The sequence below is a fragment of the Blastomonas sp. AAP53 genome, from assembly GCF_000331245.1.
Taxonomy (GTDB): Bacteria; Pseudomonadota; Alphaproteobacteria; order Sphingomonadales; family Sphingomonadaceae; genus Blastomonas.
The window spans coordinates 96,671-114,295 of record NZ_ANFZ01000009.1 but is presented as its reverse complement, the minus strand read 5'-3'; the positions used below and the strand labels follow the sequence as shown (position 1 = coordinate 114,295).

Sequence of the window (17,625 nt, the reverse complement as noted above, 5' to 3'; positions counted from 1 at the left end):
AGACGGGGGCGGGTTTTTCAGATCATGGATGTTGAGCACGAAGGCTGGCCGCCGCGCACGGACGACCGTCCGCCCACATTATTGTCGCGCGTAGTCCGGCGCCTGCTCTTGATGCTGTATCGCAGCCGAGGCTGGAGGGCCGAGGGCACTGTTCCAGAGCCGCGCCGTTTCGTCATCATCGCCGCGCCGCACACCAGCAACTGGGACTTTCTGTATTTCCTGGGGCTGACCGGCGATCTTGGCATCAAGGCGCATTTCATGGCCAAGACGTCGCTGTTCCGCTGGCCGCTGGGGCGGTTCATGCGCGACATGGGCGGCGTTCCCGTCGAGCGCAGCTACAACCGCGGTCAGGTGCAGCAGATGGTCGAGGAATTCGCCCGCCGCGACGAGTTCATGCTGACGATCGCACCCGAAGGCACGCGCGGCAATGTCCGCCAGTGGCGCACCGGCTTTTACCAGATCGCGCTGGCCGCGCGCGTGCCGCTGGTGTGCGGGCTGATGGACTATGGACGCAAGGTCGGTGGTCTGGGCCCTGCCATCATGCCGACCGGCGATTATGCCGAGGACATGAAGGCCATCATGGAATTTTACAAGAGCGTGACCCCGCGCCACCCCGACCGCGCGGGTATCGACATCATCAAGGACAGCCGCCTGTGACCCCTGTGACCGACGCCATCCCCCTGCTGTTGCACAACCTGGCGCTGATCTTTGGCGTCATGATCGTGCTGTGGGGCGTCTCCGTGGCGATCAAGGATGTCTCGTTCATTGATGCGGTCTGGCCGATGGGCATGGTGCTGCTGGCCGCAGCGACGTTCTGGCTCAGCGGCGCTGCCTCACCCGCAGCGGTAGTGCTGCTGGCACTGACCGCGATCTGGGGCCTGCGGCTGGGGCTGCACCTGTTCATCCGCTGGCGCCGCAATGGCGAAGATCCACGCTATGCCAAGATCATTGCCTCGGCCAGGGACAAGAAGGGCTGGAGCTTTGCCAAGACGTCGCTGCTGCAGGTGTTTCTGTTGCAAGGCCCCTTGCTGTTCATGGTCTGCCTGCCTGCGCAGCTGGGGATCTGGCGGGGCGGCGAGCTGGGGGCTCTTGCCTATCTGGGCGGTATCATCGCGCTGATCGGCATCGCGTTCGAAACCATCGGCGACTGGCAGCTGGAACAGTTCCGTGGCAACCCCGCCAACAAGGGCAAGGTGCTGAACACCGGCCTTTGGCGCTACACCCGCCACCCCAATTATTTTGGCGATGCCTGCACCTGGTGGGGCATCTGGCTAGTGGCGTTCTCCACCGGATGGGATATCGGCTTTGCCAGCCTGATCGGGCCGGTGTTCCTCAACTTCACGCTGATCAAGTGGAGCGGTGCAGCGATGCTGGAGCGCGGGCTCAAGAAGACCCGCCCGGAATATGCGGACTATATCGCACGCACATCGCCCTTTTTTCCCATGCCGCCCAAACGCGGTTGAAGCCACGCAAGGATGCTTGGCTGTGGGTTGATTACCGCATCTTAAGGCCTTGGGGTTAACGCTGACAGCCTTCGACAGCTGCAGGCGATGCGAAACCATGACCAAGCCCCTTGATGATGTGACCGCGATGATCGCGCAGGCGCGCAGCCTTGGCCCGGATGAAACGCTGGCCTTGCGCCGGGTGGTCTGGCCCGATGGCCAGATCACGCCGCAGGAAGCGGGCATCCTGTTCGAACTCAACCGCACCAGCACCGCCCCCAGCGCCGAATGGGTCGACTTTTTCGTCGAGGCCATCACCGCCTATCTCGTCGAACAGGCCGAGCCCCGCGGCTATGTCAGCGAAGGCAACGCCGCCTGGCTGATGCAGGCGATCGACCATGACGGCAGGGTCGATACACTGGCCGAACTCGAGCTGCTGGTGAAAGTGATCGAGCGCGCCGAAAATGTACCCGACAGTCTCAAATTCTATGCCCTCGAGCAGATCCGCCACGCAGTCCTTCACGGCGAAGGCCCCACCCGCTGCGGTAACGGCCTGGCGCCGGGCACCATCGGTACAGCCGAAGTGCGCCTGCTGCGGCGGGTGCTCTATGCCGCGGGCGGCGCAGCGCCTGCGCACATTAACCGGGCCGAGGCCGAACTCTTGTTCGACATCAAGAACGCGACATTACACGGCCAGAATGCGCCTGAATGGCAGACGTTGTTCGTCCAGGCCTTGAGCCTGCATCTGCTCACCGACCAGCGTTTCGAGGCGCTGAGCCATCGGGACGCCGCGCGACTGCATGCCTTCATGGCGGACACCTCTTCCAGCGTCGGCCGCTTTTTCGGGCGGATGGCCAGCTCTCTCGTCGATTCGGCTCCGGCAGCGCGCACGCCCGAGCCCGAAGCAGCGTCGGAGCCTGACCTTTCGGAGCGCGAACAGGACTGGTTGCAGGCCATGGTCGATGCCGATGGCGCGCTGGATCCTTTGGAGCGCGCCCTGCTCAAGGCCCTGGCCGAAGGCTGAGCGCGGCAACCATCCGCAGCAGGGGATTGCGCTGACGCTGCTGGACTGACAGAAATAGGCGGCTAACCGGGACGAAGCAGCCTGGATGCCTCCCCTGTCATCTGGAAACGCCATGCATCATGATGCCGCGCTCGAAAAACTGACCCATGACCACGTCTTCGCCGGACAGCGCGAGGCGGAAAGCGAACGACGCACCTGGTATGTCGTCGCACTCACGGCCGTCACCATGGTCGCGGAAATCGCAGGCGGCTGGTGGACCGGATCGATGGCGCTGCTTGCCGATGGCTGGCACATGGGCAGCCATGTCGCCGCATTGGGCCTGGCCGGCTTCGCCTATCATTTCGCTCGCACCCATGCCGATGATCGCCGCTTTTCGATGGGCACCGGCAAGGTCGGATCGCTCACGGCCTTCGGCAGCGCGCTGCTGCTGGGAGTCATCGCGCTGCTGATGGCATGGGAATCGGCTGTCCGCCTCGCATCGCCTGTGACCATCGACTATTCCGCCGCGATCATCGTCACGGTCATCGGGCTGGCCGTCAACATCGCCAGCGCGTTCATGCTGGGCGGGCACGACCATCATCACCACGATCACGATGCCGCTCATGACCATCATGGCGATCATGACCATCACGATCATGGCGACCATCATCACGATCACAATCTGCGCGCAGCCTATGTGCATGTGCTGACCGACGCACTGACATCGGTGCTGGCGCTGGCCGCATTGCTGGGCGGGCTGTGGCTCGGCCTCGCATGGCTCGACCCGGTGATGGGCATTATCGGCGCGGTGGTCATCCTGTGGTGGGCGGCAGGGCTGATGCGGCAATCGGCGCGCGTCCTGCTCGACATGGAGGCCAACCCTGCCACTGCCAGTGCCATCCGCCAGCGGATCGAGGCCGATGCCGACAATCGCGTGGTCGATCTGCACCTGTGGCAGGTCGGCACCGGGCATCTGGCGCTGATCGTGTCGCTCGCCACCCACAATCCGCGCCCGCCGGGCCATTACCGCGCGCTGCTCGGCGATATCGCCAACCTGTCGCACTGCACCTTCGAGATCATTCCGTGCGACGACCGGCGCTGCGCGGCCGAAACTCCTGCGCACGCGTGACAAGCGACCTTTTCGCACGCGCCCAACGATGCTAAGCGCGCGGCCATCATGAGCCAGTACACATCCGATCTTTTGGCGCTGCTTGACGCGCGCGGTTATATTCACCAGCTGACCGATGCAGCCGCGCTCGATGCGCTGGCGGCCAAGCAGATCGTGCCGGGCTATATCGGCTTTGATCCCACCGCGCCGTCGCTGCATGTCGGTCATCTTGTGTCGATCATGATGCTGCGCCAGCTGCAGAAGGCCGGCCACAAGCCGATCGTGCTGATGGGCGGCGGTACCGGCAAGATCGGCGACCCCAGCTTCAAGGACGAAGCCCGCAAGCTCTTGACCACCGATCTGATCGCGTCGAACGTCGCGTCGATCAAGCGCGTGTTCGAACGGTTCCTGACGTTTGGCGATGGTCCGACCGATGCGATCATGCTCGACAATGCCGAATGGCTCGACAGGCTGGAATACATCCCCTTCCTGCGCGACATCGGTCAGCACTTCTCGGTGAACCGCATGCTGAGCTTCGATTCGGTCAAGCTGCGCCTGGATCGCGAGCAGTCGCTGTCGTTCCTCGAATTCAACTACATGATCCTGCAAGCCTATGACTTCCTTGAGCTGTCACGTCGGGCTGGCTGTCGTCTGCAGATGGGCGGATCGGACCAATGGGGCAATATCGTCAACGGCGTCGATCTCGCCAGGCGCGTCGATGGCACGCAGGTCTTCGGGCTGACAACGCCGCTTCTCACCAACGCTGACGGCAGCAAGATGGGCAAGACGGTGGGTGGTGCGGTCTGGCTGAATGAAGACCAGCTTACCCATCATGATTACTGGCAGTTCTGGCGCAATACGGCAGACAAGGACGTCGGCGTGCGACTGCGCCTGTTCACCGATCTTCCGCTCGACGAAATCGCCCGGCTGGAAGCGCTTGAGGGCTCGGAAATCAACGAGGCCAAGAAGATACTGGCCGACGCCGCCACGACGCTGTGCCGCGGCGCCGAAGCCGCGCAGTCTGCGGCGGAAACTGCCCGCGCAACCTTCGAGCAGGGCCAGGCCGGCGGCGATTTGCCTTCGATCCACGTGTCTGCCGATGGCATGTCCATTGTTCAGGCCACCAGCGCATTGGGCTTCACGGCATCGAACAAGGAGGCCAAGCGCAAGATCGAAGAGGGTGCCGTCAGGGTTAACGGCGAGAAAATTCTGGCCTTCGATCATATTGTCAGACCGGGTGACAAACTGAGCCTTGGACAGAAGAAGCATGGATTGGTGCTGGCGCAAGACTAGCTTGAACCATTGTCTAGGACAAAGCGTGAGGTCTCCTTGGGATTTACACTTTGTTCGTACTTTTGACCGATTGTAGCCTTCGCAATCATGCACAAACGGGTGGTCAAAATGTCCAGAGGAGCCAAACTTGCCGTCGTGGAAAAGCGCCATGCGGCGCGCCATGTGGTCAGTCACGCAACCATCGCCGAACATCGCCATGTGGGCGACATCAAGACGCATATCGTCAATATCTCTGCCAACGGCTTCATGACCGAAGGCGAGATGCCGCTGGCCAAGGGCGAGCGCATCACGGTGCGGCTGCCGGTCATCGGCAGGATCGAAGCGCACCTGATCTGGTCGCTGGGCGGACGCAGCGGGTTCCAGCTGGAACGGGTTATCCGCCTGAACGAATTCAACCAGATGGTCGAACAGCTGGGCGCGACGGCACCGCCGTTTACGCGGCGCTGACGTCGGCTAGCCGCCCCTCAGCAATTTCGCCCCGTAATCGCGTTCGAACAGATAGAGCGCCACCCGCGCAGCTTCGCCGCGTTCGCTATCCAACCCGCCGTCACGGTCCATCAGCAGCCGGGCATCATCGGATGCCGTAGGGATCAGGCGTTGCACCTGTTCAGGCGTCGCAATGCGGAATGCACCATCGCCCGATTGGCGCGTACCCAGCAGTTCACCGCCTCCGCGCAGCCGCAGATCCTCTTCGGCGATGTGAAAGCCATCCTGGCTCGACCGCATCAGCGCCAACCGCGCGCGTGCCGTCTCGCTCAATGCATTGCCCCGCAACAGCACGCACACTGACTTCTGGTCGCCCCGCCCCACGCGGCCGCGCAGCTGGTGCAGCTGGGCGAGACCAAAGCGTTCCGCCGCCTCGATGATCATCAACGTGGCATTGGGTACATCGACGCCGACTTCGATCACGGTCGTTGCAACCAGCAGAGCGGTTTTGCCGCTGGCAAAATCCGCCATCATCGCATCCTTGCGCTCTGATGGCATCTGGCCATGGACCAGCGAGACCTTGCCGGGAAAGCGCTCGCCCAATTGCGCCGCGCGCGTTTCGGCGGCGGCCAGATCGCTGGTCTCGCTGTCCATCACCAAAGGACACACCCAATAGGCCTGCCCACCACGTTCGATATGCCGCGCAAGCCCATCGACGATCTCGGACAAGCGCTCGTCGGCGATGACACGCGTCTCGATCGGCTGGCGGCCCGGCGGCAATTCGTCGAGCCGCGAGACATCCATCTCGCCATAATGGCTCAATGTCAGCGTGCGCGGGATCGGCGTTGCCGTCATCGCCAGCAGATGCGGGGTCGCCCTGCCCTTTTCCTGCAGCATCAGCCGCTGCGACACGCCGAACTTGTGCTGCTCGTCGATCACCGCCAGCGCCAGATTGCGATACTTCACCGCGTCCTGAAACAGCGCGTGCGTGCCGATGATGATCTGGATCGATCCATCGGCCAGCCCCATCATCGTCGCCTCGCGCGCGCGGCCCTTGTCGCGCCCGGTGAGCACTGCGATGCTGACCGGCAGACCCGACAGCATCCGCGAGATGGTGTCGAAATGCTGCCGCGCGAGTATCTCTGTGGGGGCCAGCAACGCCGCCTGGCCGCCGCATTCGACCGCGTTGAGCATCGCCATCACCGCAACCAAGGTCTTGCCCGCGCCAACGTCACCCTGCAGCAGCCGCAGCATCGGCACGTCCTGCGCCATGTCGCCGGTAATCTCGCCGATCGTGCGCTGCTGCGCCCCCGTCAGCGCAAAGGGCAGCCGAAGCGCATCGCGCAGATGGCCATCGCCCTGCAGCGCCAGCCCCTTGCGCTTGCGGTTGCTCTGCCGGATCAGTGCGAACGCGAGCTGGTTGGCGAAAATCTCGTCATAGGCCAGCCGTTCGCGGGGCAATTCGTCCATGCCCTGATGCGCCGATGCGAGCGCGGTGTGCCAGTCGGGCCAGTCCTGCTTGGCCTTCAGCGTCGGCTCGATCCATTCGGGCAGCGGCGGCATCAGCGACAACGCCTGCGCCGCGAGCGACGCGACGCGCTTCTGCCCCAGACCTTCAGCGAGCGGATAGACCGGCTCCGCCTCGCCGATCTGGTCGGCATCCTCCGGTGCCACGACATGATCGGGGTGGACGATCTGCCACGCCTCGCCCCAGATCTCGAGCTTGCCCGCCGCCAGCCGGGTCTCACCCAGCGGCCACAATTTGCGGGCCCAGCCCGGATTGCCGCCAAAATAGACCAGCGCGATGTGGTTGCCGATGCTGTCCTCGGCAATCACCCGCGTCGGCCCGCGTCCCGGGCTGCTGCGATAGCCGGTGGCGGTGAGCGCGATGATGATCTGCTCGCCGGTCCCGGCCTCGTCTGCGGTTGCCACCGCACGCCTGCGGATGAAGCCGGTCGGCAGATGATAGGCCATGTCCTTGACCCGCGCGATTCCCAGCCGAGCAAACGGCTTTTGCAGGCTTGCACCGACGCCTTTCAGGCTCTCGATCTCGGCGAATGCGGGGTTGAGTATCTGGGGGCGCATGGCTATCGCAAAAAATGCGGCCGCAAATCGGTCCGCTGGCTGAATTCCTGTCCTCGTCTTAGGCAGGCACGGCCTACCCCGCAAGCAAAGGAACATCTGGCATGGACCGCGAAACCCGATTGCGCCGCCTTGGCTTCCGCGCCTGGCACAGGGGCACCCGCGAGGCCGACTTCATGATCGGTGGTTTCTTCGATCGCTACGGCAACGACTGGTCGGACGAAGAGCTGACCTGGTTCGAAACGCTGATCGAGGAGCAGGACGTGGACATCATGGCCTGGGCGATCGGCACGCAGGAAGTTCCTGCACAATTTGCCGGGGTGCAGATGGACCTGATGCGCAAGCTCGACTTCATCGATATCCCGCGCTGAAACCCTGAATAAACAACCACTTCACTAATTTGCAAGGCGGCACGCGCGTGGATACCATCAGCAGGATATTGCAGGCGAAAGGCCCGCTGACGCTGGCTGGCGTGGCGCCTGGCGCGCTGCCGCTGCTGCTGGCCGATCTGGCGCGGGCTGCTGCAGCGCGCAAGCAGGCCGGGCGCGTGGTGTTCATCGCTCCCGACGATGCGCTGATGCATGCGGTGGCGGAAACCGCGCCCTTTTATGCACCGGACATCGAGGCGATCGAGTTTCCGGCATGGGATTGCCTGCCCTATGACCGTGCCTCGCCCTCGCTGGGGATCACCGCACGGCGGCTGAAGGCGCTGTGGACGCTGCAACAGCCCGCCGGTGGCCCGCAGCTTCTCGTCACCACCGCCAATGCGGTCACCCAGCGCACGCTGACCCCGTTCCGCGTGCGGCAGGTTGGGGCCGAGCTCAAGCCCGGCATGACGATCGCGCGCGAATCGCTGATCGAGAAGCTGGTGCGGCAGGGCTATGCCCGCACCGATACCGTCGCCGATTCAGGCGAGTTTGCAGTCCGCGGCAACCTCATCGATATCTTCCCCGCCGGAATGGACAGCGGGCTGAGGCTCGATTTCTTCGGCGACGAGCTCGACTCGATGCGCGCCTTCGATCCCGGCACGCAGCGCTCGACCGAGCGGGTAGAGCGGCACATCCTGCTGCCCGCCTCCGAAGTGCTGCTCGATGCCGACAGCATCAAGCGGTTCCGCAGTGCCTATCGCGAGGCCTTCGGCGCCAACGCTACATCGGATCCGCTGTACCAGGCGATCAGCGACGGGCGTCGACTGGCGGGGATGGAACACTGGCTGCCGATGATCGAGGACCGGCTGGTGCCGCTGTTCGAGCATCTCGACGATGGCGACATCGTGCTGCGTGATGCAGGCGCGGATGCCGCCGCCGATCAGCGGTTCGAGAGCATTACCGATTATCACGCCAACCGGACGCGCGGGAACGAGGACAAGACCGGCAGCTATCGCCCGCTCAAGCCTTCCGCGCTGTATCTGGTGCCCAAGGAATGGCGCGCGCAGGCGGCCGAAGCGCCGATCCACCTCGTCAGCGGTCAGGACGAGCCGGAGTCGGCGACGGTACTTGGCCTCGCCTATCGCTCCGCGCGTGATTTCGGGGCCGAACGTGCGCGCGGCGACAATGTCTACGCCGCCGCCGCCGCGCATATCGATTCCTTGCGCGCCGCCAGCAAGGGCGCGATCATTGCCAGCTATTCGGAAGGCTCGCGCAGCCGTCTGCTCGGCCTTCTCAAGGACCATGGCCTCGCGCGCATGGCATTGGCCGACAGCTGGCAGGAGGCGCTGGGCCAGGCAGCCACCGGCATGGCATCGATGGTCGTGCTGCCGCAGGACCACGGCTTTGCCACCGACCGCTATGAATTGCTCTCCGAACAGGATCTGCTGGGCGACCGGCTGGTGCGGCGGCGCAAGAAGCGCAAGTCCGCCGATGCCTTCCTTGCCGAGTTGCAGTCGCTCTCGGCGGGCGATCTGGTGGTGCATATCGACCATGGCATCGGCCGCTATGAGGGGCTGGTCTCGATCCCCGTCGGCAAAAGTCCGCATGACTGCGTATGGCTGACCTATGCCGGCGGCGACAAGCTGTACGTGCCGGTCGAGAATATCGACGTTCTCACCCGCTATGGCTCCGAAAGCGATGGCGTTGCGCTCGACAAGCTGGGCGGCGAGGCATGGCAGCGGCGGCGCGCGAAGCTCAAGGAACGCATCCAGGCGATTGCCGGCGAGCTGATGAAGACGGCGGCAGAGCGCGCCTTGCGCGTGGCCGATGTCGCCGAACTCGACACCAGCAGCTACGCCAGCTTCGCCGACCGCTTTCCGTACGAGGAAACCGAGGACCAGGAGCGCGTCATCGCCGAGGTGCTGGACGACTTGGCCTCGGGCAAGCCGATGGACCGTCTGGTGTGCGGCGATGTCGGCTTCGGCAAGACCGAGGTCGCGATGCGCGCGGCGTTCGTCGCCGCGATGGCCGGAATGCAGGTCGCGATCGTCGCGCCGACGACGCTGCTCGCGCGCCAGCACTACACCAATTTCGTCGAGCGGTTTCAGGGCTTCCCGCTGATCATCGGCCGCCTGTCGCGGCTGGTCACCGCTGGCGAAGCCAAGGCGACCCGCGAAGGCCTGACCAACGGCACCACCGACATTGTCATCGGCACGCACGCGCTGCTCGCCAAATCGGTCGAGTTCAAGCGGCTGGGGCTGGTGATCATCGACGAGGAACAAAGGTTCGGCGTGGTCCACAAGGAGCGGCTGAAGTCGCTAAAGGCCAATGTCCATGTGCTGACACTGACGGCAACCCCCATCCCGCGCACGCTGCAGATGGCGATGAGCGGCCTGCGCGAGCTTTCGGTCATCCAGACCCCGCCGGTCGACCGGCTCGCGGTGCGGACCTACGTGATGCCCTGGGACCCGGTAGTGGTGCGCGAAGCGTTGCTGCGCGAGCATTATCGCGGCGGCCAGTCGTATTTCGTCGCGCCGCGTATCAGCGATCTCGACAAGCTGGGCGAGTTCATCCGCGACGAGGTCCCCGAAATTCGGCATATCATGGCGCATGGCCAGATGGCCCCGTCCGAGGTCGAGGAGCGCATGAGCGCGTTCTACGACCGCAAATACGACGTGTTGCTGTCGACCACGATCGTCGAATCCGGACTCGACATTCCCAGCGCCAACACGTTGATCATCCACCGCGCCGACACCTTCGGCCTCGCGCAGCTCTACCAGCTGCGCGGGCGCGTGGGCCGGTCGAAGACGCGCGCCTATGCCTATATGACCACGCCCGAGAACCGGGTGCTGACCGAGACGGCGGAAAAGCGCCTCAAGGTGCTCGGCGACCTTGATACCCTGGGTGCGGGCTTCCAGCTCGCCAGCCACGATCTCGACATTCGCGGCGCGGGCAATCTGGTTGGCGACGAACAGTCGGGCCATATCCGCGAGGTCGGGTTCGAACTCTACCAGTCGATGCTCGAAGAGGCGATCCTGGAGGCAAAGGCCGGCGGCCTGTCGCTCGACCTGCCGCGCCAGAAGTTCTCGCCGCAGATCACGGTCGACGCGCCGATCCTCATACCGGAAGATTACGTCCCCGACCTCGCGGTGCGCATGGCGCTGTATCGCCGCATGAACGATCTGGCAAACAGCGCCGAGATCGAATCGTTTGCCGCAGAGATGATCGACCGGTTCGGCGCGCTGCCCGATGCGACGACCAATCTGATCAAGCTGATCGAGATCAAGCTCAACTGCATCACCGCCTGTGTTTCGAAGATCGATGTCGGCGCGCGTGGCGCGCTGGTCAGCTTCCACAACGACAGCTTCCCCGACGTGTCGGGGCTGCTCGCTTATGTGGATCGGCTCAATGGCGTCGCCAAGCTGCGTCCTGATCAGAAGCTGATGATCCAGCGCGTATGGGGAGATCCGGCATCGCGGATCAACGGATTGATCCAGCTCTCCAAGGGGCTGGCGGGGATCGTGAAGAAGAAGGCGAAGGCGGGCTAGCCCACGGCCCATGCCCGTGTCTGCTATCTCTCTCCTGACGGGGAGAGAGCATCCTTTGCAAACTGCGCGAACACATCGGCCTCCATGGCCTTGCCACGCAGGAATCCCTGGAAATAGTCGCAACCCTCTTCGCGCAGCGCCTCCAGCTGTTGCTCGCTCTCGACGCCCTCTGCGATCACCTTGAGGTTCAGCGCCTTGGCCATCGCAACGATGGACCGCACAATGATGCGGTCAGCCTCCGCGCCGCCGATGTCGCGCGTCATCGCGTGGTCGAGCTTGAGATAATCGAGCGGAAGCCGCTTGAGATAGAGCAGGCTGGAATAGCCGGTGCCGAAATCGTCCACCGCGATCCGGACGCCCGCCTCGCGGAGTGCGGAAAATCGGGCGGAAGCGCGCTTCAGGTCGGCAACCAAGGCCTGTTCGGTCATCTCCAGCGTCAGGCGCCGGGCCTGGAAGCCCGATGCAGCAATCATCGCCAGCTCGCGCCGGGCAAAGCCCCTCTCGCCAAGGTCCTCGGCGGTGACGTTGAGCGACAGCCTGAGGCCAGCCAGCGGACCAGTCCAAAACGACGCATGTTCCATCGCCCGCAAACGGATGTGACGCGACAGCGCGCGGGTAAAGTCCGCCTTGTCAGCGATGGCAAACAGAGTCCCTGCCCCGATCTCGCCATGCTGCGGATGCTGCCAGCGCGCCAATGCCTCGGCCCCGGTAATCCGCCCTGACACCACCGAGAACTGGGGTTGGAACAGCACCGTGATCTCGTTGCGTTCGATCGCCTGAACAATTTCCTGTTCCAGCCGATAGCCGCTTTGCGGCGCATGGTCCGATTGCCGGTCGGCCCAGCGCACCGGGTCCGCCGGGCTTTCACGCGCAACCGCAAGGCCTGTCGAAAGCCGGTCGAGCAGCGATACCGGGTCTTCATCGGCGCGCGCGACCGCCAGTGCAGCACGTGCCGTCAGCCTCAACCGGTGCCCGGCAGCATCGAGCGGATCTGACACAAGGCGCAGCATCCGCTCGGCCATCACCTGCCAGCCCACCCGCTCCTCGGGCATGATATGCGCGACCAGGAAATCTCCGCCTGACAGGCGAAGCGTGAGCGAGGCGCCGCCGGAAAGCCGCGCCGCCTGCCGCGTGAGCCGTTGTTCGACGGCTTCCAGCGCGGCATCCCCCACCGGAGCACCATAGGTCGCGTTGATCGCAGACATCCGCCGCAATCCGATGAGCATCGCGTGCAGCCTGCCCTCGCCCGCCGCAGCAAATGCCGCAATGCGCTGGTGCAGATCCGGCGACGGCACCGCGCCTTGCTGGATCTGATGATGGATCAAGTCCAGTTGCAACCGCAGCACGCGGTCGCCAACGGGAGAGACAAGCACATGGGTGATACCCGGCAGAACCGCCGGCAGATGTTGCAGACTATCCGGGTCACACAGCAACAGGCCCATTTCGCCCGACGCAGCGGGCCGAGGCGGCACGGCCTGTGCGCCGTCACCCCGCAAATCCAAGATGCGCAAATCGGCCTGCCCGCCTGCACCTTCCGCAAAGCCCGCATCTTTCAGGGCGGCGGCCAAGGCGGGGGCAACGACACCCGTCGTCATGCTGCACCAGGTCGGCAGCCGTTGATATCCGTCGCTGGTCAGAGACTGCCCCCAATTCCCATCATCTGCGGCCGTTCATCGCATGGCCGCTGCCCTGCACTGCCACGTCGTCGCTATCTTCAAGAATGATTGGCGCGATAGCATCCATCCGTTAAGACCCAGTGCAATATCCTGTGAGGCGCATTTTTACATGACCAATTCGGTTATCGATCGCAAAATCGCGCTGGCTGTGTCGCCGACCGAGCGGGCACGCAAGGCAGCGCGCGAAATGCTCGCGGCCTATGAATGGGCTGACATGGCAGACGCCGACATCGTCGTGGTGATGGGCGGTGACGGCTTCATGCTGCAGACGCTGCACCAGATGCTCGAACGCGGGCGGATCGTGCCCGTGTACGGACTGAACCTGGGAACGGTCGGATTTCTGATGAACCTGTGGCGCAGCGGCGACAGCATCCAGCACCGGCTGGACCGCGCGCAGTCGTTCGAAGTGTTGCCGCTGTCGATGACCGCGACGACGATGTCGGGCGAGCGCATCACCTATCCGGCGATCAACGAGGTGTCGCTGCTGCGCGAAACGCGCCAGACCGCCAAGCTGGAGGTGAGCGTCAACAACGCGGTGCGAATCAGCGAGCTCGTGTGCGATGGCGTGCTGGTTGCGACACCCGCCGGATCGACCGCATACAACCTGTCTGCCAACGGGCCGATCCTGCCGCTGGGCTGCGGCATGCTGGCGCTGACCCCGATCAGCCCGTTTCGCCCCCGCCGGTGGAAGGGCGCGCTGCTGCCCGATTCGTCGCAGATCACATTTCGGGTGCTGGAACCGGGCAAGCGCCCGGTCAGCGCGGTCGCCGACCAGCGTGAAGTCCGCGATATCCGGGATATCCAGATCGCCATCGATCCCAACCGTCGCCTGTCCTTGATGTTCGATCCGGGCCACAGCCTCGACGACCGGATTTCTGCCGAACAATTTATCGTCTGAACCTGCAACCAGACGCTTGCCAAACCAAAAAACCCGGTGCTATAGGCGCGCTTCCCGAGACGAACACCCTGTGTTCCACCGGGCAGAGCGCGTTCCCCGATAGCTCAGCGGTAGAGTAGGTGACTGTTAATCACTTGGCCGTAGGTTCGAATCCTACTCGGGGAGCCAGCTTCTTTCATCGGCAGCGACGGTCTTAACGTCTCGCTTAGCCCGTGCCCGCCCAGTGCGGCCCATCAGACTTCACCATCATCCGCCAAACCGCTGCCACAACAGCTGCGCGGCGACATACAGGATCAATGCGGCTGTTCCGGTGCGTATGATCTGCTGCGGAAGCACGCGCACGCCAGCGTGGCTGCCGATCTGCCCCCCGATCAGAACTGCCACGAACAATGGCCAATAGGCTGCGATGGCAGCGGGCGTGGCTGCAGCGTTCTGCTTCATCAGTTGCCCGGCAAGCCCGGCCAGCGAGTTGACCAAGATGAACACGCTGGCGCTCGCGGCGATCTGGCGGGCGCTCGCCCACCGCAGCAGATGCAGCACGGGGGCGAGGAAAATACCGCCGCCGATGCCGACAATCCCGCTGAAAAAGCCCACACCCATGCCGATGGGAATGCCGATCCACGCCAGCGGGTTGGGCGTACCTTCGGCCTTTGGTTCCTGCTGCACCAGCATCAGCAGCCCCGCCAGCAATAGCGCACAGCCCAGCAGCGCAACGAACAGGGGTTTGTCGACGGGCAGCTGCCCGCCCGCCCAGGCACATGGCGCAGACAGCAGAAGGATCGGCCAGAGCGGTCGCCATGGCACCTGCCCTGCCCTTGCAAAGCGGATGGTTCCGCCCGTGACCACGATCAGGTTGCACAGCAAGGCGATGGCCGGCAGCAGCCGATAATCGGTATCTGCCAGCACCAGCAGCGCGTTATAGGTCGATCCGCCACCAAAGCCGACCGAAGCATACAGCAAAGCGGTCAGCGCAAAACCCGCTGCCAGCCCCCACATGGGCTATCAGGCCGCCTTGCCGTGGCAGTGCTTGTACTTGCGGCCCGATCCGCATGGACACGGCGCATTGCGGCTGATCTCCGCGTTGAACAGATCGCCCGACGCTTCCGGCATTGGCGACTGGCGCGGCGGCAGAGTCGTCGCCACCGTGCCCAGCGTACCGCCGTCGATATCGGCACTGTTGTCCTCGCCTGTGAACGGATCGAAGTGCGTTGTCAGGAAATCGGGCAGTTCGGGCAGCGCGGGCATCTCAGGCTCGCGCAGCTCGAGATTCATGATCGTGCCGGTGACATCCTCGCGGATCACTTCGAGCATCCGTTCGAACAGCCCGAAGGCCTCGCGCTTGTACTCGTTGATCGGAGTCTTCTGCGCATAGGCGCGCAGGAACACGACCTGGCGCAGTGCATCGAGCGTCGCCAGATGCTCCTTCCAGTGATGGTCCAGGCTCTGCAGCAGCACTGATTTCTCGATCGAGCGCCACATGCCGGTCTCGATCTCGCCGGCCTTGGCTTCCACCTTGGCTTCGGCCATCTCGCGTACCCGCTGCTCGATCAGCTCGGGATCGACCGCGTCTTCCTGCAGCCAGGCATCGATATCGGGTTCGAGCCCCAGGACTTCGGACAGCTTCGCCTTGAGGCCAAGGACATTCCACTGCTCGGGATAGGTGCCCGGCGGGCAGGCTTCGCCGACGATGGCGTTGACGGTGTCGCTGCGCATGTCGGACACGACATCGTCCACCGCTTCGGCGTCCATGATCTCGGCGCGCTGCTCGTAGATCACCTTGCGCTGGTCGTTCATCACGTCATCATATTCGACGACCTGCTTGCGGATGTCATAGTTGCGCGCCTCGACCTTGCGCTGCGCGGTCTCGATCGCCTTGGACAGCCATTTCGAACCGATCGCCTCGCCATCGGCCAGGTTGTTCTTCATCATCCGCGAGAACAGCGTATCGGGTCCGAAGATGCGCAAAAGGTCGTCTTCGAGGCACAGGTAGAAGCGCGAGAGGCCGGGGTCGCCCTGACGGCCCGAACGGCCGCGCAGCTGGTTGTCGATGCGGCGGCTTTCGTGCCGCTCGGTGCCCAGCACGAACAGGCCGCCGGCTTCGAGAACCTGCGCCTTTTCGGCAGCCACTTCTGCCTTGATCCGCTCGATCGCCGCATCGCGCTCAGGCCCCTCGGGCATGTCGCGCAGTTCGTCGTCGACGCGATATTCGACATTGCCGCCCAGCTGAATGTCTGTGCCGCGGCCTGCCATGTTGGTGGCGATGGTCACCGCCCCCATGCGCCCGGCCTGCGCCACGATGCGCGCTTCCTGTTCATGGAACCGGGCATTCAGCACGCTGTGCGGTACGCCTTCCTGGTTCAGATATTCGGACAGCAATTCCGATTTCTCGATCGAGACGGTGCCGACCAGCACAGGTTGGCCGATCAGATTCTTCTCGCGGATCCCCTTGGCGATCGCTTGGAACTTGTCGGTCGTGTTCTTGTAGAACTCGTCCTCTTCATCGATGCGGCGGATGGGGTTGTTGGTCGGAATGGTGACCACGTTCATCTTGTAGATGTCGAAGAATTCTGCCGCTTCGGTCGATGCCGTGCCGGTCATGCCCGACAGCTTGGGATACATGCGGAAATAGTTCTGGAAGGTGATCGAGGCCAGCGTCTGGTTTTCCGGCTTGATCTGCACGCCTTCCTTGGCCTCGACCGCCTGGTGCAGGCCGTTCGACCAGCGACGGCCATCCATCATGCGACCGGTGAACTCGTCGATGATGACGATCTGGTCGTCCTTGACGATATAGTCGATGTCGCGCTTGAACATCACGATGGCCTTGAGCGCCTGGTCGAGATGGTGGACGATCTGGGTGTTCTCGACGTCGTAGAGGTTGCTGCCTTCCAGCAGGCCGGCCTCTTCGAGCAGGCGTTCGGCCTTTTCGGTGCCGTCCTCGGTCAGGATCACCGAGCGCGACTTTTCGTCCTTCTCGTAATCATTGTCGTCGAGATTCAGCACGATCGCGTTGACCGCGATGTACATCTCGGACTTGTCGTCGGTCGGGCCCGAGATGATCAGCGGGGTTCGGGCCTCATCGATCAGGATCGAATCGACCTCGTCGACGACGGCGAAGTTATAGGGGCGCTGCACCATCTGGTTGCGCTCGTGCTTCATGTTGTCGCGCAGGTAATCGAAGCCGAGTTCGTTGTTGGTGGCATAGGTGATATCGGCCGCATAGGCATCACGGCGTTGCGCTTCGCCCAGATTCGGCACGATCACCCCGGTGGTGAGCCCCAGGAACCGGTAGACCTGGCCCATCCACTCGGCATCGCGCGCGGCGAGATAATCGTTGACCGTGACGACGTGCACGCCCTTGCCCTCGATCGCGTTGAGATAGCAGGCAAGCGTCGCGACCAGCGTCTTGCCTTCGCCGGTGCGCATTTCGGCGATCTCGCCGCGATGGAGCACGATACCGCCCACCATCTGCACATCGAAGTGCCGCATGCCGAGCGTACGGATCGAGGCTTCGCGCACGGTCGCAAACGCTTCTGGCAGAATGTCGTCGAGCGTCTGGCCGGATGCGAGCAGGTCCCGGAACTTCTGCGTCTGGGCGCGAAGCTCATCGTCGGACATCGGCGATATCTGCGGCTCGAAGGCGTTGATCTTGTCGACGACCTTGAGCAGGCCCTTGACGTAACGATCGTTGGCGGAACCGAAAAGCGATTTGGCAATGGCGCCGAGCATGGCGGGAATTCCTTGAAATTTGGGGAGGTATGAACGCCGGGATGCAGTCTGCACC

13 protein-coding genes and 1 tRNA gene are annotated in these 17,625 nt (G+C 63.7%); 10 read left to right on the top strand and 4 right to left on the bottom strand.

All coding sequences use genetic code 11. The features are described from left to right. Positions 1-81 precede the first annotated feature (81 nt). From D618_RS0107425 to D618_RS0107400, 6 genes are all read left to right on the top strand, one after another. Positions 82-657, top strand: coding sequence for a lysophospholipid acyltransferase family protein (locus tag D618_RS0107425; RefSeq protein WP_026091411.1), 576 nt, complete (start codon positions 82-84; stop codon positions 655-657). After that, on the top strand, positions 654-1,463 hold the full coding sequence (locus D618_RS0107420; RefSeq protein WP_238550616.1) for a DUF1295 domain-containing protein: 810 nt from the start codon (positions 654-656) through the stop codon (positions 1,461-1,463). Before D618_RS0107425 ends, D618_RS0107420 begins: the two co-directional genes overlap by 4 nt. A 97-nt stretch (positions 1,464-1,560) precedes the next feature. Beyond that, on the top strand, positions 1,561-2,466 hold the full coding sequence (locus tag D618_RS0107415; protein WP_017670870.1) for a hypothetical protein: 906 nt from the start codon (positions 1,561-1,563) through the stop codon (positions 2,464-2,466). Positions 2,467-2,578: 112 nt separating this feature from the next. After that, complete coding sequence (gene dmeF / locus D618_RS0107410) at positions 2,579-3,574, top strand: CDF family Co(II)/Ni(II) efflux transporter DmeF (protein WP_017670869.1); 996 nt, start codon at positions 2,579-2,581, stop codon at positions 3,572-3,574. A gap of 48 nt (positions 3,575-3,622) precedes the next feature. Then, entirely contained in the window at positions 3,623-4,846 is a 1,224-nt protein-coding gene (tyrS, locus tag D618_RS0107405) for a tyrosine--tRNA ligase (RefSeq protein ID WP_017670868.1), read from the top strand. Between the two features lie 108 nt (positions 4,847-4,954). After that, on the top strand, positions 4,955-5,293 hold the full coding sequence (locus tag D618_RS0107400) for a PilZ domain-containing protein (protein ID WP_026091410.1): 339 nt from the start codon (positions 4,955-4,957) through the stop codon (positions 5,291-5,293). Between the two features lie 6 nt (positions 5,294-5,299). On the opposite strand, the gene recG is transcribed toward D618_RS0107400, so the two are convergent. Beyond that, the gene (gene recG / locus D618_RS0107395; RefSeq protein ID WP_017670866.1) at positions 5,300-7,357 is read right to left on the bottom strand and encodes an ATP-dependent DNA helicase RecG; all 2,058 of its coding nucleotides are present in this window, start codon (positions 7,355-7,357) and stop codon (positions 5,300-5,302) included. 101 nt (positions 7,358-7,458) lie between these two features. Here recG and D618_RS0107390 point away from each other — a divergent pair, with 101 nt between their 5' ends. Continuing rightward, on the top strand, positions 7,459-7,725 hold the full coding sequence (locus D618_RS0107390; protein ID WP_017670865.1) for a succinate dehydrogenase assembly factor 2: 267 nt from the start codon (positions 7,459-7,461) through the stop codon (positions 7,723-7,725). 47 nt (positions 7,726-7,772) lie between these two features. Further along, positions 7,773-11,270: a transcription-repair coupling factor gene (gene mfd, locus D618_RS0107385; protein WP_017670864.1), complete on the top strand. Its 3,498-nt coding sequence runs from the start codon at positions 7,773-7,775 to the stop codon at positions 11,268-11,270. A gap of 23 nt (positions 11,271-11,293) precedes the next feature. Here mfd and D618_RS17980 read toward each other — a convergent pair whose 3' ends face one another. Continuing rightward, on the bottom strand, positions 11,294-12,772 hold the full coding sequence (locus tag D618_RS17980; protein ID WP_238550615.1) for a GGDEF domain-containing phosphodiesterase: 1,479 nt from the start codon (positions 12,770-12,772) through the stop codon (positions 11,294-11,296). A gap of 283 nt (positions 12,773-13,055) precedes the next feature. Between D618_RS17980 and D618_RS0107370 the strand changes: the two genes are divergently transcribed. Continuing rightward, on the top strand, positions 13,056-13,844 hold the full coding sequence (locus tag D618_RS0107370) for an NAD kinase (protein ID WP_017670862.1): 789 nt from the start codon (positions 13,056-13,058) through the stop codon (positions 13,842-13,844). Positions 13,845-13,937: 93 nt separating this feature from the next. After that, positions 13,938-14,012 (top strand) — tRNA-Asn (locus D618_RS0107365). 78 nt (positions 14,013-14,090) lie between these two features. Here the strand turns inward: D618_RS0107365 and D618_RS0107360 are convergent. Both D618_RS0107360 and secA read right to left on the bottom strand, forming a co-directional pair. Next, positions 14,091-14,840 (bottom strand): sulfite exporter TauE/SafE family protein, encoded by a 750-nt coding sequence (locus D618_RS0107360; RefSeq protein ID WP_017670861.1) that lies wholly within the window; start codon positions 14,838-14,840, stop codon positions 14,091-14,093. A gap of 6 nt (positions 14,841-14,846) precedes the next feature. Beyond that, positions 14,847-17,570: a preprotein translocase subunit SecA gene (gene secA / locus D618_RS0107355; protein ID WP_017670860.1), complete on the bottom strand. Its 2,724-nt coding sequence runs from the start codon at positions 17,568-17,570 to the stop codon at positions 14,847-14,849. Between the last annotated feature and the right edge of the window lie 55 nt (positions 17,571-17,625).